Source organism: Lachnoclostridium sp. An14 (assembly GCF_002160755.1).
Classification (GTDB): Bacteria; Bacillota; Clostridia; order Lachnospirales; family Lachnospiraceae; genus Lachnoclostridium_A.
On record NZ_NFLE01000025.1, the window covers coordinates 25,798 to 51,455 of the forward strand.

Here is a 25,658-nt window from a genome sequence, read left to right on the forward strand (position 1 = left end):
TTGCTCAACCTCCGATTTCCGCCATGGTATGGCTCTCTGTGACTGGCCCGCCGCCGTCAAAGCAGTGGGCGCGGGGTTTCCCGTAAATGGCCTGGGCCAGGGCCGTTTTCAGTTCTTCGTCGCCGCATCCGCCCCGCAGCAGGCTTTTCACATCCGTCCCGTCCCCGTAGCAGAGACAGGGCTTTAAAAGGCCCGTGCTGGTCAGCCTCACCCGGTTGCAGCCCTGGCAAAAGCTGTGGCTCACGGCGTCGATCCAGCCGATGCGCCCCTTTAACCTGGCGCTGGCCTCGTAGCGGGCCGGGCCAAAGCCCCGTTTTTCTTCCGCCGGGGCCAGATCGGGGTATTCCTTTCCCAGGATTTCCCTGGCGGCCGCAGCGGATAACCCGCCGCCGCCCGCCCCGGCGCCGATGGGCATGAGCTCGATGAAACGCACGTCCACCGGCAGCCGTCTGGCGTACTCCACCACGGGAAGAATCCGGTTTTCCCCGCCGGAGAGCAGCACGCAGTTGCATTTCGTGGGGATGCCCAGGCGGACCACCTCCCGGATGGCCCGATCCACCGTTTCAAAGGCGTCCCGGCCAGTGATGGCCGCGTAGTCCTCCCGGCCCGCCGTGTCCAGGCTGATATTGACGCCGTCGATGTTCATGGCAGCCAGCTCCCCGGCCGCCTCCGAGAGGAGCAGGCCGTTGGTGGTGAGGGTCACCGTCTCCGCACCGTCCATGGCTTTCAGCTCCCGCAGAAAATCCAGGATCCCCCGGCGCACCAGAGGCTCGCCCCCTGTGACCTTAAAGTGGCAAATCCCCAGCTTTACCGCCTGGCGGCAGATCCGAAGGATTTCCTCATACCGCAGGATCTCCCCGTGGGGCAGCTGTTTGATCCCCTCCGGCATACAGTAGGCGCACCGCAGGTTGCAGCGGTCGGTGACGGAGATGCGCAGGTAGTGGATGTCCCGGCCGTACTGGTCACGCATGGGGCCCTCCTGACGGGCCGGAACCGTCAGAGGAAATGTCCGGGACGACGGATGTCCCCCCTCCTTTTTCAGCCTTCTCATGGCGGAAATGGCCGCTCTTTCCACCGGATTTCTCCTCTAGGTAAATGGAACCTAACTCCATGGACTTATCCACCGCCTTGCACATATCGTACACCGTGAGAAGGGCGGTGGTGACGCCGGTGAGGGCCTCCATTTCCACCCCCGTCTTTCCCCTGGTCTTCGCGGTGCAGGACGCCCGGATTTCCAGGTTTTCCTCTATGATCTGAAAGTCCACGGAAAGGCCGGTGAGGCCAATGAGGTGGCAAAGGGGAATCAGCTCGGAGCACCGTTTTGCCCCCATGATCCCGGCCACCCGCGCCACCCCCAGCACGTCGCCCTTTTTCATCGTCCCGGCCTTCACCATTTCCAGGCATTCCCGGCTCATGAAAATGCTGCCCGCGGCCGTCGCCTTCCGCTCTGTGTCCGCCTTCTCTCCCACGTCCACCATGCGGGCGTTTCCCTGTTCGTCAAAATGTGTCAGCTCCATGTCACATCCCCTTTCCAAAGCCGCAGTTGGGGAAGGTGCAGGTCTCGCAGTCCAGACAGAGGCCGCCCTGCCCCAGCGCCGCCAGCTCCTCTCCCGTCACCTCGTCATCCGCCATGATCCGCGGGAGGATCAGGTCGAAAATGGTGCGTTTCGCGTACATCACGCAGCCGGGAAGGCCCATGATGGGGACGGTCCGGGACGTCGTTTCCCCATTTCCTTCCGTCTCATAGTACGCCAGCAGAAACATGGCCCCCGGCAGCACCGGCGCGCCGTAGGAAACGATCTGCGCCCCCGTGTTTTTGATGGCCAGAGGCGTCTTGTCGTCGGGATCCACGCTCATTCCGCCGGTGCAGAGGACGATCTCCGCCCCCTGTTCGATAAGCTCCAGGATGGCGGCCGTCACTTTTTTGTCGTCGTCGTTCCAGGTGACGTGCCCCATGACCTCCGCCCCGAACTCCGCCAGCTTGTCCACGATCACCGGGGTAAAGGTGTCCTGGATCCGGCCGTAGTACACTTCGTTTCCCGTGGTGACGATCCCCACTTTTTTGTGTTGGAAGGGTTTCAGCTCCAGAATGGGCCGTCCGCCGGTGAGTTCCATGGCCTTCGCCCTGGCCTGTTCCATCTGCTCCTCCTCAATCACCAGGGGGATGATCCTGGTTCCCGCCAGCTTGTCCCCCGCCTTCACCGGGAAATTGCCGTGGCGGGAGGCGATCATCATGCGGCCAAAGCCGTTTACCGCCTTTAACGCCTGGTTGTTTACCTTCAACAGGCCGTCGCAGGCCGCCCGCAACTCAATTTTTCCTTCCTTTACGCCGGAGCGCTCCATATGCTCGCCCTGGCACATGGCGCAGAGGATCTCTGCCGCCTCGTTTTCGTGGAGCATTCCCTCCTCCTTCTCCCACACGTAGAGCTGGTCCTTGCCTACGCTAAGGAGCACCGGGATGTCCTCCTTCGTCACAATGTGGCCTTTGCGGAACACGGCGTCCTTCGTCACGCCCCGGATAATCTGTGTAATGTCATGGCAGAGGACGGTGCCCTCCGCGTCTACGGTATTGATCAGTTTCATGGTCTGCCCCTCTCATTCTCCAAAGTATTTTCGGTAAAGCTCCTCCACAGCCCGGTCCGCCTCCGCCTGAAGACGGCGGTAGCGGTTCACCAGCCGTTTTCCCCCGTCGGTGAGAACGGTTCCGCCGCCTCCCGTCCCTCCGGTGTGGCGCACCGTCACCGGCCAGCCTAACTCCCGCTCCATATCCCGGATCAGGCGGCTGCCCTTACTGTAGGACAGGCCCATGCGGGCGCAGGCCTCCTGGATGGAGCCGGTTTTTTCCACCCACTCCAGCAGCTCACAGGGCCCCGGCCCGAAAAAGGTGCGGCTTGCTTCCAGACGCAGCTGGATCCAGGGGCGGGTTTGGGAGGGAAGGAAATGGGGAGCGGGTTCTTCCCCTTTTTCCTTCTGTTTTCTCTGTTTTTGCGGGTGACCGGTTTTCTGCGGATATTCCTTCTTTCGCGGACATTCTTTCTCTTGCGGGCGTTCGTTTTTTAAAAACGGAACGGGTGCCTGGAAAAATGCGGTTCCCGTCTCCTTTTCTCTCTCCATGCCGGTCACACCTCCAAACTCTCCAGCAGCACGGTCATCTGCCCGCCGCACACCATGCCTTCCTCCGCCGCGGCGTCGTTGGTCATGTCCACGGTGAGCAGTTTCTTTCCCGGCGTCCCTGCCATCTTCCGGGCCGCGCCGATGATCTCGTGCTCGCCGCAGCCGCCGCCGATGGTTCCCTGGATCTGGCCCAGGGCGTTTACCGCCATCATGGCTCCGGCCTTCACCGGGGTAGATCCCTTCGTCTCCACCACCAGAGCCAGGACCCTCGTCCCCCCTCCCGTGGCCAAGGCGTCTAAAAGCTCTCTGTTAATGTCCGTCTGGGAAAGACATTCTCTCTCCTCCAGCCGGTCTCCCTTTTTCCGGCGATACTCCACCAGCTGGGCCACGATGGAAACGGCGATCTCCGCCACCGTCTGAGCGCCGATGGAAAGGCCGATGGGAGCGCAGATCCGCTCCAGGAGGGAGCGCTCCACGCCTTCCTCCTCCAAAAGCTCCATCACTCCGGCCACTCGCCTGCGGGAACCGATCATCCCTAAGTAGCGGGGCATCTCCCCTTTCAGGATCCGCCTTAAGCACTCTTTGTCGTAGCGGTGGCCCCTGGTGATCACGCAGACGTAGTCCCTGGAGGTAATGGAAAGGCGGTCAATGGCCTGCTCAAAGCCGTCGCACACCGTCTCTTTGGCCTCCGGAAATCTGGATTTGTCCGCAAAGGACGGACGGTCATCCACCACCGTCACCGCGAAATCCACCATGGCCCCCATCCGGCACAGGGGCTGGGCAATGTGGCCGCCCCCCAGCAGGATGAGCCGCTCACCAGGGGTCCAGCGGCGGGTCCAGGCGGGAATTGGGGCATTTTGATCCGGCCGTTCGCCGGCGTCAGGATGCAGGCGGGGACAGCTGGATACTGGCTTTTCCTGGCTCTCCATCCCGGCCGGGATGGAACACTGGCCATTTTCCCGGCCCGTTCCGGCGGCGCTGGGCGCCAGTCCCTCCCAGCCTTCCGCTCCGGCGGCGTCAAATACCAGTTCCGCCTCCCGGCCGGCAGCCACCGTTTCCCGGATCCGCTCAAATACGTCCTGTTTCACTCCGTCATCCCTCCTGACTCCCTGCTGTTCCAATCTGGTTGTTTCAATCTTCGAGATACTATACTACATTTTTCGCCGGTTCACAAGCCCTAAACGTCTCCCGTTTCCTATTATTAGGCAGAACCGGCGGTCATCTATCATACGGAACCGCCGGTCAGCCCTTCCCCTCCAGTGCGGCCTCCAGCTCTCTGAGGAACCGTCGGTTGTTCTCCTCCGTCCCCACGCAGATCCGGTAGTAGCGGCCGTCCAGGCCGGGGTAATTGGCGCAGGAGCGGATCAGCACCTTTCTGGCGGCCAGCCTCTCCTTCAGGCCCTCCGGCCCCCGGAAAAACAGGTAGTTGGCCTGGGAATCCCAGACTGCAAGCCCCAGGCGGGCCAGCCCGTCTTTTAACACCTGCCGCTGGGCCCGCACCAGTTCCCGCGTCCGCTCCACATAGTCCGTCTCCTTCAGGGCCGCCAGCCCCGCCTCCTGGGCCAGGGCGGAGACTGTCCACGGCTGGCGGACATTTTCCAGGCGATCCACCAGGCCCGGATCTCCGCAGATCCCGTATCCCAGGCGCAGCCCGGCCATGGCATAGATCTTTGTAAATGCCTTCAGCACAAACACGTTGGGAAACCGCCCCAGCTCTCCCAGGATGGAATGGCCCTCCGGATCGTCCAAAAACTCACAGAAACACTCGTCCACCGCCAGAAAGATCCCCTGCTCCAGACAGAATGCGGCCATTTCCTCCAAAACCTCTTTTTTCACCGCCAGCCCCGTGGGGTTGTTGGGGTTGCAGAAAAAGGCCAGCTCCGGGCGCACCTCCTCTGCCCTCTCCTTCCACAGCTCCAGGTCAAAGCGGAAATTGTCCGTCTCACGCAGACAGCAGAGGTGAATTTCCGTCCCGGCGGCAGCCAGGGCCTGGCCGTACTCCGAAAAAGTGGGGGCCGGCAGAAGGGCACGTTTCGGTTTCAGGGCGTATGCCAGCTGAAAAATCAGGTCGGCGGCCCCGTTTCCGCAGATGATCCGCTCCGGCTCCACCTGGTGAAATTCTCCCAGGGCCGCCCGCAGGCGACGGCAGCAGCTGTCCGGATAGACGGCGGCGTGATCCACCGCCTGCCGGACGGCCTCCTTCACCGATTCCGGCATTCCTAAGGGGTTGATGTTGGCGGAGTAATCCAGGAGGATCTCCTGGCTGTAAATGTCTCCGCCGTGCTGATATTCTGTCATGTGCGTTCCTCCTTATCCGTGAAAGGCTGGACGGGGTTCGTTTCCTCCGTCATATTCCTCCCGTCACTCCCTTTACCGCCAGCCGCGCCGCCACCGCTAGAGCCAGGGCCAGCCACTCCGTCCCGTACATCAGCTTGTTGGCCCGCCGGATGTCTTCTGTCTCCACAGGGCGGACAGGGTCGCCGATATATGGCTTTTTCACCAGCTTTCCGAAGTACCAGGCGTCTCCCGCCAGCTGCACCCCTAAGATCCCGGCGCAGGCCGCCTCCGTCTGGGCGGAATTAGGACTTTTGTGGTTTCTCCGGTCCCGCCGGAAGATAGCTAACCCCCGGCGCCAGTCCATCCCGGAAACCGCCGCCGCCCCCAGCATGAGAAGGGCAGACAGGCGGGAGGGAAGGAAATTGACCGCGTCGTCCAGCCTGGCCGCCGCTTTTCCGAAATACTCGTAGCGGTCATTCCGGTAGCCCACCATGGAATCCATGGTGTTGATCCCTTTGTACAGGAAACCGGCCACCGGGCCGCCAATGGCCATGTAGAGCAGAGGGGCGATCACTCCGTCGGAGGCGTTCTCCGCCACGGTTTCCACCGCCGCCTTTATGATTCCCTCCTTTGTCAGAGGTTTCGTATCCCTTCCCACGATCATGGAAACGGCGTACCGCGCTCCCTCCACGTCTCCCCGCTCCAGGGCGTCATGCACCTTCATGCTCTCGTCCCGCAGGGATCTGGCGGCCAGGAGCTGATAGCACATCACGCTCCCCAGCGCCCACTCCAGGGCGGGATGGACGGTCCCCGCCAGGCGCAGCAGCAGAAACGGCACGCCCCCGGAAAACGCCAGCACCGCCCCGCAGAGCAGCACGCCCCCGGAAAACTCCCCTCCCTTCGTCCTGGGAAGGCACCGGCGGAGAACCTTCTCGCAGCCGGATATGAAGAATCCGATGGTCCGGATGGGATGATACCAGCCGTGGGGATCCCCCAACAGCCGGTCTAACAACACTCCTGTGATCAGTCTCAATGCTTGTCTCTCCTAATGTTTGTATTTACCGTTTTGTATTCTGGTTGATGGAACGTCCCGGCGGTTAGCTGGGGGATTCCATAACCTTTTTCGCTTGTCCGCCGGGTTTCCAGGGCATCTCCCCTTCTACCCACCGAAATTCTCCAACCTCACTTGATCCGCACCGCAATCCCGGCGATCACCCGCCACACCTGTTCCGCCCGCCCGGCCAGCTCCTGACCGGCCTGTCCGGCGGCGTCCCGGTACTGCCGTTCTTCCCGGCTCATGGGAACCACTCCGCAGCCCACTTCGTCCATGGTGATCACCGCCTGGGGGTTTTGCTCCGCCGCCAGGGCCGCCTGCCGGCAGATCTCCTCCTCCGCGGCCCCTGGGTGGGTTTTCAGATACCCGCAGACGAATTCATGAAAGTTTAAAAGGACACCGCAGGAAACCGGCGAACCGGCAGGAGGTTCTTCCATCCTAGAAAAACCTATCCTTTCCTGCCCGCAGTCCACCACCCCAAAGGGCGTTTCCCCGAACCGTTCCCCCGCCAGTTTCCTGGCAAAGGTTTCCTTCCCCTGATAAGCTCCGCCTACCACAAAAATCATCCCAGCCACCTCCCCGCTGTCATCACAGCCGCGGCGACGGCCAGCTGCCACAGCTCCGCCCGCTGCAAAAAATACCCGGCCAGATCGCCGGTGATGCCGCCAAATTCCCGAAAAGCCACGGCGCGGTATCTCCAAAACGCCGCCCCCGCGGCCAGCCCGCAGGCCAGGCACACTTCTGCCCCCGCCGCCCGGAAAATGATCCACAGGGCCAAAAGCCCCCAGACCACGGAGCAGACCTGAACTTCCCTCTTGGCGGCGTTTTCTGAAAAGGTGGCCACCAGGCCGTCCCGTTTCGCCTTGGGGAAGGACACCACCGCAAACCCGGACAGGGCGCGGCTCAAGGTAAAGATCCCCGCCGCCATTCCCAGCCGCTCCGGCGGCAGCAGGCTGAACACCGCCGCGAATCCCAGCAGATACATCCCGCAGCGGATGACCGCAAAGGCGCCGGTGTGGGGATCCTTTAAAATTTCCAGCCGTTTCTCCCTGGAGCCGTAGGAACAGAGGGCGTCGCAGGTGTCCAGGTAGCCGTCCATATGGATTCCCCCGGTGACCGCCAGAGGAATCAGCGTCCCGGCGCCCGCGTAAAACACCGTCTCTCCCAGCCCCAACGCCCCGCAGGCCGTCCCAAACAGCCAGTATGCCGCCCCCATCACCAGCCCGATCATGGGAAAAAAGCACATGGCGTACTCCATCCGTTCCTTCGTCCACTCCACCCGGGGCATGGGGATTTTGGAGTACATGGAAAAGGCCACGGCCAGGCTGCAAAGCCAGTTTTTCATAGGGCTCGTTCCTCCTTTTTCATGGGATTTCCAGCGGTTTTTCCACCGCCAGACAGCAGGGGCGCCCCCGTTTCCGGGAGCCGGTGATGGATGGGAATGCCGTACACCACCTCTGTCACCTGGCCCGCCCGGGCCGCCAGCCTGGCGTTTGTCCGTCCCAGGACTTCCATATAATTCATGGTCTCCCCGTCGTAGGCCGCGCCATCAGAGAAAATCTCATTGGTGACCACCACCAGCTCCGCGGCCTGGGTTTCCAGGCGGAAGATCCCCTTCGCCAGGCGGGTTTCCACCTGGGATTTCCAGGACAAACCGGCATCAGAGGAGGAATCCGGCCGGGTTTCCCGGAAATACTCGTTGGCCGCCAGGTTGGACAGGCATTCCAACAGCACCGCCGCCCCCGGCTCCAGGGAAAGGGTTTCCAGATCCAGATACTGTTCCACCGTCTCAAAGCCTTTTTCCGCCCGCATCCGGCGGTGGCGCTCAATGCGGCGGCGGCATTCCCCGTCCCAGGGCATCATGGTGGCGATGTAGTACCGTTTCCGGGGGCCGAAGGAGAGGATCAGATCCTCCGCGTACCGGGATTTTCCGCTGCCGCTGCCGCCGGTCACCAGCCTAAGCATGGGAAAACTCCTGGTATTCCTCAATCTCATTTTCCTCAAAGGTGCTCATCCGCCCGTACACGTCCGCGGCCATCTGAAACAGGGGCAGGGCGGCCACAGCTCCCGTCCCCTCCCCCAGGCACATCCCGGCGCGGATCACCGGCTTTAGCCCTAAGGCCTCCAAAAGCATCTCTCCCGCCGGCTCCGCCGAAACGTGGGAGGCCAGCATAAAGGCCGTGCAGCCGGGCCGCATCCGCTCCGCTGCCAGGGCGGCCACGGCGGAAATAAACCCGTCCACCACCACCGGAATCCCGAAGGCGGCTCCGCCTAAAAACACGCCCGCCAGCCCGGCGATGTCCAAACCGCCCACCTTTTTTAACACGTCCACCGGGTCCTGCCAGTCCGGCCGGTGCCTGGCAATGGCTTTCTCGATCACCTGCACCTTCCGTTTCAGCCCTTCATCGCTCAGACCGGCTCCCCGCCCGGTGACGGCGGACGGCTCCTTTCCCAGCAGCACAGAGGCCACAGCGCTGCTGGTGGTGGTGTTTCCAATGCCCATCTCCCCGGTGGCAATGATGCGCACATCCCGCTCCTTTAAGCGGCGCACCTGGTCGATGCCCACCTGGATGGCGGCTCTGGCCTCCGCCTCCGTCATGGCCTCCTCCCTGGCGAAATTCCTGGTTCCGTCCATGATCCGGCAGGAGCGCAGGGGATACACATGGCCGCAGCCCTCCAGGCGCTCTGCCACTCCCACGTCCACGGGAATCACCTCCGCCCCCGCCCGCTCTGCCATGATGCAGACACAGGAATTTCCGGTGGTGAAATTTCTGGTCACCGCCGCGGTCACTTCCTGGCCCGTCTGGCTGATGCCTTCCTCCACCACGCCGTTGTCGGCGCACATGATCACCACCGCCTTTTTTCCCAGGTCGATGTCCGGGCTGCCGGTCATTCCGGCGATCCGTATCATGTCCTCCTCCAGGACGCCCAGGCTGTGGAGGGGCTTCGCGATCCGGTTCCAGCGGGCGGCCGCCGCCTCCATGGCCGCCCTGTCCGGCTGTCTGATTTCTATCATTTCTGACCTTCCTTTCTGGCCTCACGCTCCGCCCTGTATTTCCGGCAGGTTTCCACAAAGGTTTCCGGAATCCGCGGATTGGACGGATAGTATAAATGGGGGAACCCGGCGAGGACATTGTTCTTTTTCTCCATGCAGGGCCACTGTCTTCCCCCGGCGGGCTTGACCGCCAGGCAGAGGCTGCCGTTTTCCGTGCAGTCCCAGTAGTGGAACTCATGGCCCCGCACCGGCCCCTCCGGCAGGCCCCTTAACTCCAGATAGCCAAACCGGGTGAGACGGCCTGCGTTTTTGCTGTTTCCTTTTAAAAATCCGGCCATGGCGTGGAAACGGCCGTCCGTTCCCTCCAGTCCCTCCTTCAGATACAGGAACCCGCCGCACTCCGCCAACACGGGGAGTCCGTCCATGGCGGACATTCGGATATTCTCCCGCATGGAGCGGTTCCCCTCCAGCTCCGCCCCGTAAAGCTCCGGATAGCCGCCCCCCAAAAGCAGGCCGCAGACGCCCTCCGGCAGGGCCTCGTCCTTTAATGGGCTGAATTCCACCAGTCTGGCCCCGTACTGTTCTAACAGGCGAAGGTTTTCTTCGTAGTAGAAACAGAAGGCGCGGTCGCGGGCGACGGCGATGGGGACGGGAGTGGGTGAAGGGCTGGGATGCAGCTCGATGGAGGATGTGCAGGGCTGGGAGGTGAAATGTACGCTTGCAGCGGACATTTTTTTACCAGCGGCAAGCGTTCCGCCTGTGGCAGCCGTTTCTCCCATGGCTGTCATTTCACCAGCAGCCGCCGTTTCTCCCGCAACGGCCGTTCCGTCCACGGCAATCGTTTCACCGGCGGCAACCATTCCGCCCGCGGCAAGCGTCTCACCGGCGGCGGCCGTTCCGCCCATCCCAGGACTTCTCCGCCCCCCGATCTCCCCGCAGCCTTCCGCCAATTCCAGCAGCCGCTCCACGTCCAGATGGCGCTCCATCTCCTCCGCCAGCCGATAGAGGCCTCCCTCCAGCCGTTCCACCTCCTCCGGCATCACCAGGCCCAGGTGGCGGCTTTCCAGCTGAAGATCCTTTAACTCCGGCAGGCAGCCTAAAAAGGCCACCCCCAGCTCCTCCAGGGGCCCCCGCAGCCGTTCCGCCATCATAGGGCTGGTGCGGTTGGCCACTACCGCCGCGATGCGGCTGTCCTTCCGAAACTGGGCAAACCCTTGCACCAGGGCCGCCAGGGAAAGGCCGGCTCCTTTTCCGTTTACCACCAGGATGGCGGGGGTTTCCGTGATGGCGGCGATGTGGTAGGCGCTGGCCTGGGTCTTATCTCCCCCCAGGCCGTCGTAATACCCCATCACCCCCTCGATCACCGTCATCTCCACCCCGGCCGTCTCCTCCGCCACCCGGGCCCGGATCTGCTCCGGCGTGGAAAAATAGGAGTCCAGGTTTCCGCTTTGTACGCCCAGCACGGACTTATGGAACATGGGGTCAATGTAGTCCGGGCCGCATTTATAGGAACGGCAGGAGATCCCCCGTTTCCGCAGCAGGGCCAACAGCCCGCAGGTAAACAGGGTTTTTCCGCTGCCGCTTCCCGGCGCGCCGATCAGGATTCTTCCGCCCATGGGCTCTCCTCCCCTCCAAATGACAGAATGTATACCGGGTTCTGGCCCTCCATCAGGTGGTATCCCGCCGCCAGCCGCCCTCTGGCGGTCTGCACCGACGAGATTTCCGCCTGGATGGAACGACGGTTCAGCCATGCGGTGATCTCCGCCAGGCTTTCTAAGGCGATCACGTTGATCACCACCCGCAGGGCGGGATTTTTCTCAAGCAGCCGGTCCAGGATCTCTCCCATCCGCCCGGCCGTCCCCCCTAAAAAGGCGTGGGTGGGGATGGGCAGGCTAGCGAAGGCCTCAGGCGCCGTTCCCTCCACCACGGTGACGTTTCCAGCGTGAAATTTCTCCCGGTTCCGGGAAATCAGCTCCGCCGCCTCCGGTTTTCTCTCCACGGCGAACACCTGGCAGCCGGGAATGGAGAGGGCCGCCTCGATGGAGACGGAACCCGTCCCCGCGCCCACGTCGTACAGCACTGCCCCCGGTTTTAGCTCCAGCCGGGACAGGGAAATGGCCCGCACCTCGCTCTTTGTCATGGGGACTCTGCCCCGGATAAACCACTCGTCTCTCAACGTCTCTCCTCCTTCCGGCTGTCATCGGCCTCAATCCACATCACCGCCAGGGACGCGAACCGCTCCCCGGCCAATTCCTCCGGCCGGCCGGTGACAATCCGTTCTTCCGGACTTCCCAGGTTCTCTCCCACGGACACGGACACCGGCAGTCCCGCTAACTCCCCGCACACCGTTTCCGCCCGGCAGGCGCCGCCGGTGAGCACAAACACTTTGGTGTGGCGCTCCGCCAGGGCCCGCACGTCCTGTTCCCGGCCGTGGCGGCTGGCGATGACAGCGTCCTCCCAGCTTTTCCCCAGGGCCGCGGCCATGGCGGAGAGGGAGGAAATCCCCGGCAGAATCCGAAGGCTCCAGCCTTCCGTTTCCAAGCGTCCCGCAAACCCGGCGGCGCCGCTGTAAAATCCCGTGTCCCCGGACATCAGCACCACGGCGCTCTCACAGTCCGGGTGGGCTCTCAGCCAGGAAAACACCGGATCCGGCAGGTATTCCGCCACGCTGGGATAGCGGGGGGAGTTTGCCGCCCTGAGCTCCTCCGCCAGTTTCACCATGCGGGGGGCTCCAAACACCACCTGGCACTCCCTGACGGCCTTTATGGCCTCCTGGGTCATGGTTTCCGCCGTCCCCATCCCGGCTCCCGCCAGGATCAGGACGCGGCGGGGAAGGTTTGCAGGTTTCTCCCCGGACATTCTGGCCTGACAGCGTTCCGGGCCATCCTGGGAGGAAAGCCCTTTTGAGGCATTTTCCCCTTTTCCCTGATCCCCAGACAGCTCCAAATCCCTTTCCCATCCTTTTAAATCCGCAGACGGCTCCGGCAGCCTTTCCGCTCCTTCCGAATCCATTTCCCACCCTTTCAACTCCGCGAACGGCTCCAGAGCTGCCTCTGCCTCCTCCAGGCTGACGCCCTCCTCCTGTTTTGGCCGTCCCACAACGATCACTCCGGCGCCCGCTGCCGCGGCCGCCTCCAGCTTTTCCTCAAAGCCTCCGGCGTTTCCCGCCTCCTTCGTCACCAGCCAGGCGGCCCCGGCCCGGCGGATCATGGCGGCGTTCATCTCCACGGAAAAGGGGCCCTGCATGGCGAAAATATGGCTCCCCGGAAATCCCAAGGCCTCGCAGGCCGCCAGCACAGAGGAGGACGGCAGCACCCGGGCAAACACCCGCTCCTTAAAATCCGCCAGAGCCGTAAACTCCCCCAGCTCCTTGCTGCCGGTGACTGCCAGGATGTTGCCGGGAAGATGGGCCAGCAGGGAAACCGCCTCTCTCACCGTTCCCACGGTTTTTACCGTCCCCGGCAGATGTTCGTTTCCACCGGTACTGTCCCGCAGCACGCGGATCCGGGGCAGGCCCAGGGTTTCGCAGGCCTGCCGGATATGCTCCGTCACCACGGCGGCGTAAGGGTGGGTGGCGTCCAGCACCAGGGCCGGATTCCGTTCCCCGATCCAGGTTTCCATTTCCTCCCGGCCCATAGCCCCGGTGTGAATCTCCAGCCAGGGACTGTCCGGCAGCAGGCTCGCCCCGTACTCCGTGGCCACGCTCACCGCCGCCCGGATCCGGCAGCGGGCGCAGAATTCCGCCAGTTTCCTTCCCTCGCTGGTTCCTCCGAATATGATGACCAATTTCTTCACCTGTCTCCTCCCATCTCGATCCGAACCTCCTCCACGGCTATGGCGGCAGTCACCCCGTTTCCCGCCCGCTTGCGGAGCAGAAAACCTCCAAAGGCGCCCCGTTTCAGCGTTTCCGCCATGGCCGCCCGCTCGCAGACGCAGTCCACATCCGTGATTTTTTTCACAAACTCCGAGGCGGAAAAGGGGCCGGGCAGCCCGTTTAGCTGTTCCGGGGAAAAGGTGACAAAGGGAAGTTTCCATTCCTCTGCCAGCCGGATCAGCCCCTCCTCGTCCCCTTTCCGGTCCACGCTGGCGATGGCGCGAAGGGCGCGCCGGTCCAGACTGACAGCCTCCAAAGCCGCCAGAGCCGCCTCTCTCAGGGCCTCCAGGGAAATTCCTCTGCGGCACCCCATTCCCAGCACCGCCGCCTTGGGGATCAGCCGCAGCACTCCCGGCTCCTCCCGGTTGGAAAATGTGATGTGCGCCTGAGGGGCAGAGAAGGCGGCCTGGTTTTCCTCTCCTCCGCGGCCATCTTCCCTTTCCCGCCGGCTCTCCTCCAGCCGCACCTCCGCCGGCACCGCTCCGTCCACGGGAAAATCGCTGAAAACCGTCACCGGTTTCCCTGCCAGCACCGCGGCGGAAATTTCTTTTGCCAGCTCCCGGCTGCTGATGGCGCAGCGGTTGCGGGCCGCCAGCTCGTCCACGGCGAATTTGCCGTTTACGTCTGTGGCGGTGGTGATCACCGCCGTAGCCCCCAGCTCCTTTGCCAGCGTCCTGGCCAGCCGGTTGGCGCCGCCCACGTGGCCGGACAGGAGAGGGATCACAAAGGTTCCGCCCTCGTCCAGCACCAGCACCGCCGGATCCTGGAACTTGTCTGCCGCCCAGGGGGCCACCGCCCGCACGGCGATGCCGCAGGCCCCCACAAACAGGATGGCGTCACAGTCCCGGAACCGTTTCCCGCACCACTCCATCACCGGCTCCGCAAGCAGGCGGTTTCCCGGCATTTCCCGGCAAAATTTTTCCTGCGCGTAGCTCTCGCAGCAATGCCCCTGCTCCCGCAGCACCGACGCCGCCCGCAGGCCCAGGCGGTTTCCCCGCTCTGTAAAGCTGACCACAGCGATGTTCACGGCCTACACCTCCCATCCTCCTGTTTCTCCAGCCGCTCCCGCAAAAATGTTTCCCGGTCCGCGGCCTTCTCCTTCCAGACCTGGCCGAACACTCCCAGGCCGTTAGAAAACATCACAATGTCCATATCCAGCCGCCCGTCCGTCCAATCCAGGATCTGCTGCCGCAGCCGCCTGGCGGCATAGGAGCCCGCCTGGCGGCGCAGTCCCCGTTTTTCCAGCTCCTCCATGGCCTCCTCCGTGGTGTTGGCACCCAGGATGGTTTCCCGAAGGCCCTTGTCCCCGGCTGCCTGGGGCGCCGCGGCCGCCGTGCACTGCCACAGGATCTCCATCCGCCGGTCGCCGTAGCGGGAATGGGTGTTTTCCACGCCCCCGGCCGCCTTGATGAGCTTTCCCACGTGGCCCACGAACAGGCCCCGCCGGAATCCCTCTTTTGCCAGGCAGTCCATGGTTTCCCGGATGAAATTGCTGCATTTGACCCCGTGCTCCAGGGAAATGCCCAGGTGCTCCCGCAGATACGTTTCCCCGTAGTTGCCGGGGGTGATCACCAGGTAGGAACGTCCCTCCACCGCCTTCATGTGGATTTCCAGGCGGATGGTGGCCACCAGGGCCGCCTCGCTCATAGGCTCCACGATGCCGGTGGTGCCGAGGACCGACAGGCCCCCCACAATGCCGAGCTTGGGATTAAAGGTTTTTTCCGCCAGCTCCCGGCCCTCCGGGATTTCCACCGTCACCAGAAGATCCTCGGAAATGTTCCACATGGAGCGGGCTTCCTCCACCGCCTCCCAGATCATTTCCCTGGGGACCGGGTTGATGGCCGCCTTTCCCACGGAACAGGAAAGGCCGGGTTTTGTCACCCGTCCCACTCCCAGGCCGCCGTCTATGTAAATGCCGGGATGTTCCCCGGAAACGTACCACTGGGGAGCTGCCGGCCCGTTCACCGGCTTTACCGCGGCGCAGATCATGGTTCCGTGGGTCACGTCCGGGTCGTCCCCGGCGTCCTTTTTCACCCCAAAGCGGATCCCCTCCTCCGTCTCCCCCAGATACTCCACCGCCAGGCAGGCCACCGTCCCCTTCCTGGTGCGCACCTGGGAGGTCTTTAACACCTCTCCCCCGCCGAGCATCCAGGCCGCCGCCCTGGCCGCGGCAGCTGCGCAGGTTCCCGTGGTGTAGCCGCTCCGCAGCTCTTTCATGGACATTTCCTCCTTCCGGCATTTTTTCACTGCCTCCCATTATAGGTGATTTTGGGCGTTCTTGCAATCGGTTGTTTCCGGGGCGGAACTATGCCTCTGCATGGCCAACCGTTTTCCAACCCATGGATTTTTAGGGACTGATATGATAAAATACAGCCATACAGAAACAAGCAGATTGGAATTTCGGGAGGTCGTTATGAACCGCAGGATTTTTTCTATTGGAACCATTTTCAGCATGGCCCTCTGCCTTTCCGGGTGTCAAACACAGGAATCCGTCCCTACAGCAGCGCAAATGAGCGAAACAGAACCGGCGAAGGCGCCATCGGAGCCATATGACTACTATGAAAAATTGATCGCCGCCGCGGGAGAATGCGCCGTGAAAAATAATGGGGAAAAACCGGAGGGCTATGATTTCAGCAGTGTGATCTACATGAAAAAAGACTGGGATTATGGCACATTGGGGTATCTGATCAGAGATATGGACGGAAATGGAACGGACGAGCTGATTTTCGGCGGGAACGCGGATGAATCTGGTTCCTGGTATGACAGCATCATCTACGACGTATACACGATTTCTGACGGGGAACTGGTTCATGTATTGGACGGTTGGGAACGAAACCGGTATTTCCTCTGTGAAAACGGAATGATCGCCAATGAGGGGGCAAGCAGCGCCTTTGACGGCAGCTATTCTTATTTTACATTCCAGGGAGACCGCCTTTCTCTCATGGAATCTGTCACGTGGAAATATGAAGGGGACGATGGCAGCTGTGTTTATTACTATACGACAGAGTCCGAACCGGACACGGAAAACGCGGAAATCATCAGCGCGGAACAGGCCGATGCCGTGATAGAAAAATACGTTTATGAGCGGATTCCATTTATTCCCTTTGCGTAAAATGCGCACGGCGGCGGGACGGGCGGACGCCGCTGCCGCCGTATGTGCGGAAACAGCTCCTGCCCCTCTGCGGGCTGCCGCGGCGTCCGCCGCCCTTTTTTCTCTGTATAGCCAAAAACTTCCATTTATTCCATAGTTTTTACTGTTTATCCGTAAAAACTTTTTTATTTAACAAGAAACTGCGTTTCCTGTTAAGATGTTGGGGTCAAAAGGTATTTTGACCCCTTTGATACCGGATTGCTCCGCAAGGAGGCACACTCCGCGCAAAGGAATGTGGCTGCTGACGCAGCCGCGCTTCGACGCGAGTGTGCGCCAAGCGCACACTTTTTATATTTCATAGTTTTTATGGATTGTCTTATAAAAGTATAAAATATCAGAATCTCTTTTAACGACCCAGGCATTATTTTCCTCTAAATCGTTCGATTTCATCTTTATTAATATTATATTTCGCACGATTTCATTGATTTCATCTTTGAAATCACATATAATAAAGGTAACAGCAAATGAAAGGAGGCATCCGCCATGATTATTACTGCTACCGAATTTAAAACAAATTTCGGCAAATACCTCGACATGGTTGCCAAAGAGGATATTTTTATTACGCGCAACGGCAAAACCATCGCAAAGATTGTCAATCCACAGATTTCTGCCGTGGATTCCCTCCGCGGGATGCTGAAAGACATTCCCTCCGACGTTGATCTTGATTCTTTACGAGAGGAGCGAATTTCCAAATATGAAAATCATGTGTGATACCAATGTGATCCTGGATGTCCTGCTGGAACGGGAACCGTTTGTGGAAGATTCCTGCAAACTCTTGCGTTTATGCGAAGAACACAGGGTTGACGGATTTGTTTCAGCCTCCTCCGTAACCGACATTTTCTATCTAGTCAGGAAACATACTCACAGCATCGACCTTGCCTATAAAGCAGTCGGAAAACTGCTGGAAATTGTGAAAGTGTGCAGCGTTACCAATGACGATGTGCTCACTGCCTTCCAACGAAGGGCAAAGGACTTTGAGGACTGTCTTGTAGCCACCTGCGCCAAATCCATCCACTGTGAATCCATCATTACCCGCAACAAAAAAGATTTTGAAGAATTTGGCATTCTTTTACTCACTCCCACTGAGTTTCTGCAACAGTTTTCATGACCGGCACACTCCCGTCAGAGGCGTTTCCGCCCTAGGGAACGCTGTTTCCCACGACAGAAAAAGAGCCGCCGTACCCATCCCGGCAGCTCCCCTATCCTATGTTCTCTCCGCGGAGGTCAGGATTCCATGGCCTCCCGTTTCATTTCCTTTTTCCTCTTGGTGATCAGGCCGCCGATGCGGCCGCTCTCTTTCGCTGTCAGGCTTCTCCAGCCGCCGGCGATCACCTTATCTCCCAGGCCCAGCTCCGTGGCGATCTCAAATTTTAACATCTCCTCCGGCTTTAAATTCCTGGGGTCAAAGGGCTCCTTTTCCTTCTTTTTCTTTTTATCCGACATAATAGGGGTTCCTCCTTTCTGTTTTTCCATTAAGAGTATACCCCCGTTTTACCCCCCTATTCACTTCCGGGGAAATGCCGGAAAAATGCGGGAATGCCAGCCGGAAAAGTCCGCCGGCCGGCCCCGCCGCGGGCCGGAAATCCCGAACCGGCCCCTGCCCTTTAGTATCTGCGCCGCGGCATAATGATGGCCGCCACAATGTAGGCGAAGATCCCCGGGCCGCTGAATACCAGAATGGCCCACAAAAGCCTTACAATCGTAGGATCAATGTTAAAATATTCTCCCAAACCGCCGCACACTCCGCACAGCACCTTATTTTCATCTGAACGATATAACCGTTTTTCCATGACCGTTCCTCCTTTACTCCACAAAATCAATCTTAATCATCCCGATGCCGCAGTCCAGTTTCAATTCCTTGCTGCCGCCCTGGGGAAATCCAAAACCGCCGTTCTCACTGGAAAACGCGCCCTCGTGTTTGTCTCCATCCAGTACAATGGTGCCCATAGCGCATTCCACCACACTGTCAAAATCTTCCTTCCGGCCTTCCAGGGTGATTTCCGTGCTGCCCACGCCGCAGTCCGCGGACAGGGACCGGGCGGCCGCAGCCCGGTCTATCTTCAGATAGCCCACGCCCACGTCCGTCTCCAGCGTTCCGGCATCCACGGTTTTGATTTCCGCGGCCCCGGCTCCTACCGTCAGCTCCACGTCCTCCGCCCGCAGCACATCCGCCGTCAGGTATCCCGCTCCCAGATCCATATCCACCGACTGAAACCGGTAGCCGGCGGGCACCAAAAGCTCCACCTGAGCCGTATCCTTGCCGTCCTTTAAAAACCGTCTGGCCCCGTCCTTTAAAGACACCCTGGCCATATCCGGATCGGACCAGATGGTCAGCTTTGTGCCGGCATCGTCCGTCTCACAGAACACGGTGTTGTTCGGATCCAGCAGGCGCACCAGGATGGAGCCGTCGTCCCCATCCCGCTCCCGGACTGCCAGGGCCATATTGCCCACGTCCAGCTCCAGCTCCGTGATGCCCTCATAGGAATACTCGCTGATGTCCTCGATGTTTCCAGCGCTGTCCTCTAATTCTACCCAGCTGGAATTGTACGCGTACGAGGGGCCGTTTTCCACTACATTCCACACGCTGGCCCCGGATACGGAGGCCACCGTCACCACGATTACCCCCGCCACAATGCACACAATTCCCACGATGCTGGTCACAATGGCGAACTTCTTCATAGTCTCCTCCTTCCGCTGTGCAGCAGCCGGTTGCATCCGTCAAGCAGTTTCCGGAATACCAGAGGTACCAGCTTTCCGTAAAACCACACAGACAGCACCAAAAGCAGCAGACCGCCGCCAAAAAGAATCAGGCCGAACCCGATGGCCAAAGCCCCGTTCAGCGCGTCGGCAAACAGGTAGATCCCGCCGCCCACCACGGCGGCGATTCCGCCCAGCAAACAGGCCACCGCGCCCAGGGCGATGCAGAAAAAGATCACAAAAATGACGATCACCACGCCCATGACGGCGCTCAGCACGCTGCCGCCCACCCCGAATATCACCGGGAGGGCCACAATGAGAAGGATGGCCCAGAGTACCAGTTTCAGCGTCCGGCTGGTGCCGCTCTCCGGTTTCCGCGGTGTTTCGCCTTTCCGGCCCGCCGTTTCCCCGCCTGCCTTCTCCGGCTCCGGGGAAATATCCGGCACGTCGTAGCGTTTCTGCACCTGGTAGCCGGGATCCTTAAACCGCTCGTCGCCGTACCCCGTCTCCGTAAATTCTCCGCCTTCCTCCATATTTCCGTCAATGCTGGCCCGGATCATGGCGGCCACCCGCTCCGGGCTGCCAAACTCCGCCAGGGCCTGCTCCTCCCGTTCCGGGCCGGCCTCGTCCAGGTAATCCCGGTAATAAGCCAGGGCGTCCGCTCGCTCCTCCTCCCCGATGTCCTGGAGAAGGTATTCCAGCTCTTTCATAAACGTCTCTCTGCTCATCAGACCGCCACCTCCAATATCCCCGTAATTTTCTTTGAGTAGACCATCCATTCTCCCTGGTACAGGTTTAGCTGCACCCGTCCCTTTTCCGTGATTTTGTAATACCGGCGGTTCCTTCCGTCTATGGCCATATCGTAGACCTCCAGGCATTCCTCCTTCTGAAGCCTGCGAAGGACCGGGTACAGGGTGGACTCGGAAATGTCAATGGCCTCCCGCACATCCTGTGTGATCTTATACCCATAAGTCCCCTCCCGCTCTCTGGACACCACCGCCAGCACGATGGCGTCCAGCAGGGCAGCTCCTGTGTTGAATACCATACGCTGCACCTCCTGTTTTTTTATCTTGATACAATATTAGATTAAAACTCATATTGTTTGCTGTTGTATATTATATATCATATAATATTGTATCTGTCAACTATATTATATCATGTTTATGATCCCGGTTCCCTGTCCTGCTAAAACAGAAAAGCTGCGAGCGAAAAAACAAAAGAGGCGGCACAGCCGCGCGCTTAAACCACTCACAGCCATACCGCCTTTTCTTACTGTTTATTTCCCGTCTCCCACGGGCAAAATCCTCTGATGGATTGGATCCATTACAGGAAATACTTCACGCCGCTCTCGAAGATCTTCAAATCCTGCTCTCCGTAAATGTTCATGGCCACAGCCTCGCCACGGCGCTCGGAGTGGGCCATCTTGCCGAGAATCCGGCCGTCCGGGCTGGTGATGCCCTCGATGGCCATGTAGGAGCCGTTGGGGTTCCAGTACTCGTCCATGGTGGCATTGCCCTTGTCGTCCACGTACTGGGTGGCGACCTGGCCGTTCTCAAAGAGTTTCTTTAACCACTCCTCATTGGCCACAAACCGACCCTCGCCGTGGGACGCCGGGTTGCAGTACACGCCGCCAAGCTCCGCTCCCGCCAGCCACGGGGACTTGTCGGACACCACCTTGGTGTACACCATCTTGGAAATATGGCGTCCGATGGAGTTCATGGTCAGGGTGGGGCTGTCCGGGCGCTGCTCGGTGATGGCGCCCTCCGGCACCAGGCCCAGCTTGATCAGCGCCTGGAATCCGTTGCAGATGCCAAGCATCAGGCCGTCCCTCTCGTTTAAGAGTTTCTCGATCTCCTCCTTGATCACCTGGTTGCGGAACACGGTGGCGAAGAACTTCGCGGAGCCCTCCGGCTCGTCTCCCGCGGAGAAACCGCCGGGGAACATGACGATCTGGGCTTTCGCGATCTCCTTTTTATAGCTTTCTACAGACTCCCGAATGTGGTCTGCCGTCAGGTTCTTAAACACCTTCGTCACCACCCTGGCGCCGGCCCGCTCAAAGGCCTTCGTGCTGTCATACTCGCAGTTGGTGCCGGGGAACACCGGGATGAACACCGTGGGCTGGCCCAGCTTGTGGCCGCACACAGCGATGGAATCCGCGTGGTAGAGAGGACGCTCCACCGCCTCCTCCTTCACGCCGGAGCGGGTGGGGAACACCTTCTCTAAGGTGGCGTTCCAGGACTGTAAGGCCTCGTCCAGGGAAATGGACACGTTTCCGTACTCCAGGCAGCCTCTGTCTGTCACTTCACCGATCACGGTGTAGGTGATGGCAAGCTCGCCCACCTTGCCGTCCGGCACCTCGCAGACGATATTTCCCCAGCCGGGGGCAAAGAAGTCTCTGGGATCCACGTTGTGCTCGATCTTTACGCCCAGCTTGTTTCCGAAGGCCATCTTGCTCACAGCCTCTGCCATGCCGTGGCGCTCCACCGCGTAGGCGGAAATGATCCGGCCCGCCTGGATGTCCTGGCGCAGCTTTCCGTAGCCCTCCATGATCCTGTCGTATTTCGGCAGGTCGTACTCGTCCTTTTCAATGGCAAACACCACGATCTTGCTGCCGGGGCGCTTAAACTCCGGGGTGATGATGTCCTTGTGGCTGGCCACGTCCACGGCGAAGGATACCAGGGTCGGGGGCACGTTGATCTCCCCGTGCTGCTCGTCGTTGAAGGTGCCGGACATACTGTCCTTTCCTCCGATGGAGGGCAGGCCAAAGCCCATCTGAGCCGCGTAGGCGCCTAAGAGGGCCGCGAAGGGCTGGCTCCACCGTTTCGGATCCTCGCTCATCCTACGGAAATACTCCTGGAAGGTAAAACGGATCTTGGAGTAGTCTCCGCCGGCGGCCACGATCTTGGCGATGGAGGAAACCACCGCGTACACCGCTCCGTGGTAGGGGCTCCAGCTGGAGAGATAGGGGTCAAAGCCGTAGCTCATCATGGTCACCGTATCCGTGTGGCCCTCCAGCACCGGGAGCTTGGCCACCATGGTCTGGGTCTCCGTCAGCTGATATTTTCCGCCGTAGGGCATGAACACGCTGCCGGCGCCGATGGAGCCGTCAAACATTTCCACCAGGCCCTTCTGGGAGCAGACGTTTAAGGAGCCTAACAGCTTTAACCAGGTCTCCCGAACGTCTCCCACGTCCTTCCGGTCAAAGAGGGTTCCCTCTCTGCCGGGCACCTCTAAGGTGACGTCCGCCTCCTGATGGGCGCCGTTGGTATCTAAGAAGGCGCGGCTGATGTTTACGATGGTCTTTCCTCTCCAGTCCATCACCAGTCTCGGCTCCTCCGTCACCGTGGCGACGGTCACCGCCTCTAAGTTCTCCTCCTCGGCATAGCCTAAGAATTCCTTCACATCCTTCGGGTCCACCACCACGGCCATGCGCTCCTGGGACTCGGAAATGGCGATCTCCGTGCCATCCAGGCCGGCATATTTCTTCGGCACCTGATCTAAGTCGATCACCAGGCCGGCAGCCAGCTCGCCGATGGCCACGGACACGCCGCCTGCGCCGAAATCGTTGCACTTTTTGATAATGCGGCTCACCTCCGGGCGGCGGAACATTCTCTGGATCTTCCGCTCCGTGGGGGCATTTCCCTTCTGCACCTCCGCGCCGCAGACCTCAATGGACTCCTCCGTGTGCACCTTGGAGGAGCCGGTGGCTCCGCCGATGCCGTCGCGGCCGGTCCGTCCGCCAAGCAGGATGATCACATCTCCCGGATCGGAGGTTTCCCGGATCACGTTCTTTCTGGGAGCCGCGCCCATGACGGCGCCGATCTCCATTCTCTTGGCCGCGTAGCCGGGATGATAGATCTCTTTCACGTAGCCGGTGGCAAGGCCGATCTGGTTGCCGTAGGAGCTGTAGCCGTGGGCCGCTCCCGTCACCAGCTTTTTCTGGGGCAGCTTGCCCTTTAAGGTCTCGGAAAGAGGCCTGGTGGGATCTGCCGCTCCCGTCACTCTCATGGCCTGGTACACGTAGGTACGGCCGGATAAGGGATCGCGGATAGCGCCGCCCAGGCAGGTGGCCGCGCCGCCGAAGGGCTCGATCTCCGTGGGGTGGTTGTGGGTCTCGTTTTTAAAGTTCACCAGCCACTCCTCTGTCACTCCGTCGATCTCCACCGGCACCACGATGCTGCAGGCGTTGATCTCCTCGGACACCTCCATGTCCTCCAGCTTGCCCTCTGCCCGCAGTTTCTTCATGGCCATGAGGGCCAGGTCCATAAGGCAGACGTATTTGTCGTCTCTGCCCTTGTAGATCACCTCACGGTCCGCCAGGTACTGGTTGTAGGTGTCCTCGATGGGTTTCCGGTACTCGCCGTCGGTGAAGGACACGTTCTTTAACTCCGTGGAGAAGGTGGTGTGGCGGCAGTGATCGGACCAATAGGTGTCCAGCACCCGGATCTCCGTCACCGACGGATCCCGTTTCTCCTCGCCTGCGAAATAGTTCTGAATATGCTTAAAGTCCTTAAAGGTCATGGCCAGGTTAAAGGACTGGTACAAAGCCTTTAAATCTTCCTCTCCCAGGCCGCAGAAACCGTCCAGGGTTTTCACATCCTCCGGCACGTCAAATTCCGTCACCAGAGTGTCCGGAATCTCCTCGGAGGCCTCGCCGGAATCCACCGGGTTGATGCAGAAGGCTTTTACGGCGTTTACCTGCTCCGGGGTCAGGCCGCCGGAGATGACGTAGGTGGTGGCGGTGCGGATCACCGGCTCCTCGTCCTCCTTTAAGAGCTTGACGCACTGCACGGCGGAGTCGGCCCGCTGGTCAAACTGGCCCGGCAGGTACTCCACGGAGAACACCGCATCCCCCTCGTTTTTCGGAAATTCCGTCTCGTAGCACTCGTCCACCGGCGGCTCGGAAAAAATCGTCCCCAGGGACTCCCGGTATACGGCCTCGGACAGATTTTCCAGGTCATAGCGAATCAGCACCCGCACACCGGTGACGGCGCTGATCCCCAGATAGTTCTCAATCTCCTCCCGAAGCTCCTTCGCCTTTACGGCAAACTCCGGCTTTTTTTCCACATATATCCGCTTTACGCTCATAGGTTTCCTCCTGTTCTTTGTGGGGACCCGCCCCCGATCCCGCGCCTGGACGGCCGGAAAACGAAATGGGCAGGTGACGTCATTCTCATCATCTGCCCTTATCATAGCATAGTGTAAGTAAATTAGTAAAATTAATATATCTTATTACATAAATTAGGTGTATTAATCAATAGAGTGTTCCGGTTAAAAGGTAACCACTCCCGGCCTGGCCTCTTTTTGGGAGGCGGGCAGATGGCTCACGTCGTTGGCCTCCAGCAGGCGGAAATGGCCGCTGGCCCTGTCGTATTCCATGGTGGTGATGCTCACGTTTTTTACAATGGTCTCCTCGTGGTGCTCCACCTCGTTTCGCAGCATATAGGCGATGGCGTAGACCAGGGCCGCCCCGTGGGACACCACGGCCACGTCCCCCTTCGCTGCCGCCAGGATCTCCTCCACCGCAGCTCCCACCCGCTCCATGATCTGGGCGCGGGATTCCCCGCCGGGGGGCGTCACCTTGGCCGGCGTCTCCACCCATTTGGCATACCGCTCCGGGTCTTTAGCCTCGATCTCCTTCCAGGTCAGGCCCTCCCAGCCGCCAAATTCCACCTCCCGCAGCCCGGAGAGGGCGGTGACGCCCACGCCCTGACGTCCGGCGATGGCCTGGGCCGTCTCCAGGGCCCGTTTCTGGGGGCTGGAAAAAATGTGGGTCACCGGGCGGCGGCTCATCCCTTCCGCCAGATACTCCGCCTGCCGTTTTCCAGTGGCGTTTAAGGGGATGTCGTGGCATCCCTGGATCTTTCCTGCCACGTTCCAGTCCGTCTGGCCGTGGCGTATCAGGTACAGTTTCATCTTATGGCTCCTCCAGGCCGAAGGGATCGCTCTCCGGCTCGTTTCCGTCCCCGTCCAGATTCATCCTCATGGCGGTTCCCACATTCACCGCGTCCAGGGTCACCTTCATGATGTCCCGGATCTCATCCTCGGTCATCTTCATCTTCGCCGCCAGTTCCTCCACGGTGGCCTCCCGGCCCAGCTCCTTTGCCATCACCCGGGACACCTCCTGGAGGACGTTTACCCGCGCGGCCACGTTCTCCTCGATCTCCGCCTCCATCCGCTGCTCCTCCAGGGCTGCCTCGATGCAGGCGCGCACCCGCTCCCGCAAAAGCTCCTGGAAGGCGCCGCTCTCATACTCCATGGCCAGGGCGGTGAGGGCCATATTCCCCTCCTGCACCAGGTCTCCCATGGGCAGGCCGCGGCCGTCGTACTCCTTCGCGTACTCCAGCACCCGCTTTAAATTTCCCTCTATGAGCCGCTCTCTGGCAGAGACATCCCCTGCCGCCAGCCGCTCCAAAAGGGACAGCTCCTCCTCCGGGCCGGCCTCCGCCACTGCCTCCAGCTCCTCCAGATACATCTGGTAAAAATCATCGTACAT

General features: G+C 60.5%; 27 protein-coding genes. 3 read left to right on the plus strand and 24 right to left on the minus strand.

Going from position 1 to position 25,658, the window contains the following annotated elements:
• Window positions 1-4 precede the first annotated feature (4 nt).
• The 16 genes from moaA to cbiD form a co-directional block, all read right to left on the minus strand.
• The gene (gene moaA / locus B5E84_RS13675; protein ID WP_087223680.1) at window positions 5-970 is read right to left on the minus strand and encodes a GTP 3',8-cyclase MoaA; all 966 of its coding nucleotides are present in this window, start codon (window positions 968-970) and stop codon (window positions 5-7) included.
• Window positions 963-1,517: a cyclic pyranopterin monophosphate synthase MoaC gene (gene moaC, locus B5E84_RS13680; protein WP_087223682.1), complete on the minus strand. Its 555-nt coding sequence runs from the start codon at window positions 1,515-1,517 to the stop codon at window positions 963-965. Before moaC ends, moaA begins: the two co-directional genes overlap by 8 nt.
• A gap of 1 nt (window position 1,518) precedes the next feature.
• Window positions 1,519-2,583: a molybdopterin-binding protein gene (locus B5E84_RS13685; protein WP_087223684.1), complete on the minus strand. Its 1,065-nt coding sequence runs from the start codon at window positions 2,581-2,583 to the stop codon at window positions 1,519-1,521.
• 12 nt (window positions 2,584-2,595) lie between these two features.
• Window positions 2,596-3,114 (minus strand): winged helix-turn-helix domain-containing protein, encoded by a 519-nt coding sequence (locus tag B5E84_RS13690; RefSeq protein ID WP_087223686.1) that lies wholly within the window; start codon window positions 3,112-3,114, stop codon window positions 2,596-2,598.
• Window positions 3,115-3,119: 5 nt separating this feature from the next.
• Window positions 3,120-4,202: an XdhC family protein gene (locus tag B5E84_RS13695; RefSeq protein ID WP_087223688.1), complete on the minus strand. Its 1,083-nt coding sequence runs from the start codon at window positions 4,200-4,202 to the stop codon at window positions 3,120-3,122.
• A gap of 154 nt (window positions 4,203-4,356) precedes the next feature.
• Complete coding sequence (locus tag B5E84_RS13700; RefSeq protein ID WP_087223690.1) at window positions 4,357-5,412, minus strand: pyridoxal phosphate-dependent aminotransferase; 1,056 nt, start codon at window positions 5,410-5,412, stop codon at window positions 4,357-4,359.
• Window positions 5,413-5,461: 49 nt separating this feature from the next.
• Window positions 5,462-6,424 carry an adenosylcobinamide-phosphate synthase CbiB gene (gene cbiB / locus B5E84_RS13705; protein ID WP_087223692.1) on the minus strand — a complete coding sequence of 321 codons (963 nt, stop codon included), beginning with the start codon at window positions 6,422-6,424 and terminating at the stop codon, window positions 5,462-5,464.
• A 149-nt stretch (window positions 6,425-6,573) separates the two neighbouring features.
• The gene (locus B5E84_RS13710) at window positions 6,574-7,011 is read right to left on the minus strand and encodes a bifunctional adenosylcobinamide kinase/adenosylcobinamide-phosphate guanylyltransferase (RefSeq protein ID WP_087223694.1); all 438 of its coding nucleotides are present in this window, start codon (window positions 7,009-7,011) and stop codon (window positions 6,574-6,576) included.
• Complete coding sequence (locus B5E84_RS13715; RefSeq protein WP_087223696.1) at window positions 7,008-7,790, minus strand: adenosylcobinamide-GDP ribazoletransferase; 783 nt, start codon at window positions 7,788-7,790, stop codon at window positions 7,008-7,010. The genes B5E84_RS13710 and B5E84_RS13715 overlap by 4 nt, the downstream gene beginning before the upstream one ends.
• Window positions 7,787-8,410, minus strand: coding sequence for a bifunctional adenosylcobinamide kinase/adenosylcobinamide-phosphate guanylyltransferase (locus tag B5E84_RS13720; RefSeq protein ID WP_087223698.1), 624 nt, complete (start codon window positions 8,408-8,410; stop codon window positions 7,787-7,789). The genes B5E84_RS13715 and B5E84_RS13720 overlap by 4 nt, the downstream gene beginning before the upstream one ends.
• Complete coding sequence (gene cobT / locus B5E84_RS13725; RefSeq protein WP_087223700.1) at window positions 8,403-9,461, minus strand: nicotinate-nucleotide--dimethylbenzimidazole phosphoribosyltransferase; 1,059 nt, start codon at window positions 9,459-9,461, stop codon at window positions 8,403-8,405. The genes B5E84_RS13720 and cobT overlap by 8 nt, the downstream gene beginning before the upstream one ends.
• Window positions 9,458-11,056, minus strand: coding sequence for a cobyrinic acid a,c-diamide synthase CobB (locus B5E84_RS13730; RefSeq protein WP_087223702.1), 1,599 nt, complete (start codon window positions 11,054-11,056; stop codon window positions 9,458-9,460). The genes cobT and B5E84_RS13730 overlap by 4 nt, the downstream gene beginning before the upstream one ends.
• Window positions 11,038-11,616, minus strand: coding sequence for a precorrin-6Y C5,15-methyltransferase (decarboxylating) subunit CbiT (gene cbiT / locus B5E84_RS13735; RefSeq protein WP_242963378.1), 579 nt, complete (start codon window positions 11,614-11,616; stop codon window positions 11,038-11,040). The genes B5E84_RS13730 and cbiT overlap by 19 nt, the downstream gene beginning before the upstream one ends.
• Entirely contained in the window at window positions 11,613-13,235 is a 1,623-nt protein-coding gene (gene cobK, locus B5E84_RS13740; protein WP_162612866.1) for a precorrin-6A reductase, read from the minus strand. The genes cbiT and cobK overlap by 4 nt, the downstream gene beginning before the upstream one ends.
• Complete coding sequence (locus tag B5E84_RS13745) at window positions 13,232-14,341, minus strand: cobalt-precorrin 5A hydrolase (RefSeq protein WP_087223706.1); 1,110 nt, start codon at window positions 14,339-14,341, stop codon at window positions 13,232-13,234. Before B5E84_RS13745 ends, cobK begins: the two co-directional genes overlap by 4 nt.
• Window positions 14,338-15,531: a cobalt-precorrin-5B (C(1))-methyltransferase CbiD gene (cbiD, locus tag B5E84_RS13750; RefSeq protein ID WP_242963379.1), complete on the minus strand. Its 1,194-nt coding sequence runs from the start codon at window positions 15,529-15,531 to the stop codon at window positions 14,338-14,340. The genes B5E84_RS13745 and cbiD overlap by 4 nt, the downstream gene beginning before the upstream one ends.
• A gap of 292 nt (window positions 15,532-15,823) precedes the next feature.
• On the opposite strand from cbiD, the gene B5E84_RS13755 reads away from it, so the two are divergent.
• The 3 genes from B5E84_RS13755 to B5E84_RS13765 all read left to right on the plus strand — a co-directional run bounded on the left by B5E84_RS13755 (window position 15,824) and on the right by B5E84_RS13765 (window position 17,573).
• The gene (locus B5E84_RS13755) at window positions 15,824-16,426 is read left to right on the plus strand and encodes a hypothetical protein (RefSeq protein ID WP_143469238.1); all 603 of its coding nucleotides are present in this window, start codon (window positions 15,824-15,826) and stop codon (window positions 16,424-16,426) included.
• A gap of 522 nt (window positions 16,427-16,948) precedes the next feature.
• Window positions 16,949-17,176: a type II toxin-antitoxin system Phd/YefM family antitoxin gene (locus tag B5E84_RS13760; RefSeq protein WP_087223711.1), complete on the plus strand. Its 228-nt coding sequence runs from the start codon at window positions 16,949-16,951 to the stop codon at window positions 17,174-17,176.
• Window positions 17,160-17,573: a PIN domain-containing protein gene (locus B5E84_RS13765; RefSeq protein WP_087223713.1), complete on the plus strand. Its 414-nt coding sequence runs from the start codon at window positions 17,160-17,162 to the stop codon at window positions 17,571-17,573. The genes B5E84_RS13760 and B5E84_RS13765 overlap by 17 nt, the downstream gene beginning before the upstream one ends.
• A 116-nt stretch (window positions 17,574-17,689) precedes the next feature.
• On the opposite strand, the gene B5E84_RS13770 is transcribed toward B5E84_RS13765, so the two are convergent.
• The 8 genes from B5E84_RS13770 to B5E84_RS13805 form a co-directional block, all read right to left on the minus strand.
• A complete protein-coding gene (locus B5E84_RS13770; RefSeq protein ID WP_087223715.1) occupies window positions 17,690-17,908 on the minus strand; it encodes an alpha/beta-type small acid-soluble spore protein in 219 nt (72 codons plus the stop codon).
• Window positions 17,909-18,069: 161 nt separating this feature from the next.
• Window positions 18,070-18,255, minus strand: a complete 186-nt coding sequence (locus tag B5E84_RS13775) for a PspC domain-containing protein (protein WP_087223717.1) — start codon at window positions 18,253-18,255, stop codon at window positions 18,070-18,072.
• 13 nt (window positions 18,256-18,268) lie between these two features.
• Entirely contained in the window at window positions 18,269-19,144 is an 876-nt protein-coding gene (locus tag B5E84_RS13780; RefSeq protein ID WP_087223719.1) for a DUF4097 family beta strand repeat-containing protein, read from the minus strand.
• Window positions 19,141-19,890 carry a DUF1700 domain-containing protein gene (locus B5E84_RS13785; protein ID WP_087223721.1) on the minus strand — a complete coding sequence of 250 codons (750 nt, stop codon included), beginning with the start codon at window positions 19,888-19,890 and terminating at the stop codon, window positions 19,141-19,143. Before B5E84_RS13785 ends, B5E84_RS13780 begins: the two co-directional genes overlap by 4 nt.
• Window positions 19,890-20,207, minus strand: coding sequence for a PadR family transcriptional regulator (locus tag B5E84_RS13790; protein ID WP_087223723.1), 318 nt, complete (start codon window positions 20,205-20,207; stop codon window positions 19,890-19,892). Before B5E84_RS13790 ends, B5E84_RS13785 begins: the two co-directional genes overlap by 1 nt.
• A 278-nt stretch (window positions 20,208-20,485) precedes the next feature.
• Window positions 20,486-24,250: a phosphoribosylformylglycinamidine synthase gene (locus B5E84_RS13795; RefSeq protein ID WP_087223725.1), complete on the minus strand. Its 3,765-nt coding sequence runs from the start codon at window positions 24,248-24,250 to the stop codon at window positions 20,486-20,488.
• A gap of 183 nt (window positions 24,251-24,433) precedes the next feature.
• Window positions 24,434-25,078 carry a histidine phosphatase family protein gene (locus B5E84_RS13800; protein ID WP_087223727.1) on the minus strand — a complete coding sequence of 215 codons (645 nt, stop codon included), beginning with the start codon at window positions 25,076-25,078 and terminating at the stop codon, window positions 24,434-24,436.
• A gap of 1 nt (window position 25,079) precedes the next feature.
• Entirely contained in the window at window positions 25,080-25,658 is a 579-nt protein-coding gene (locus B5E84_RS13805) for a sigma-70 domain-containing protein (protein ID WP_087223729.1), read from the minus strand.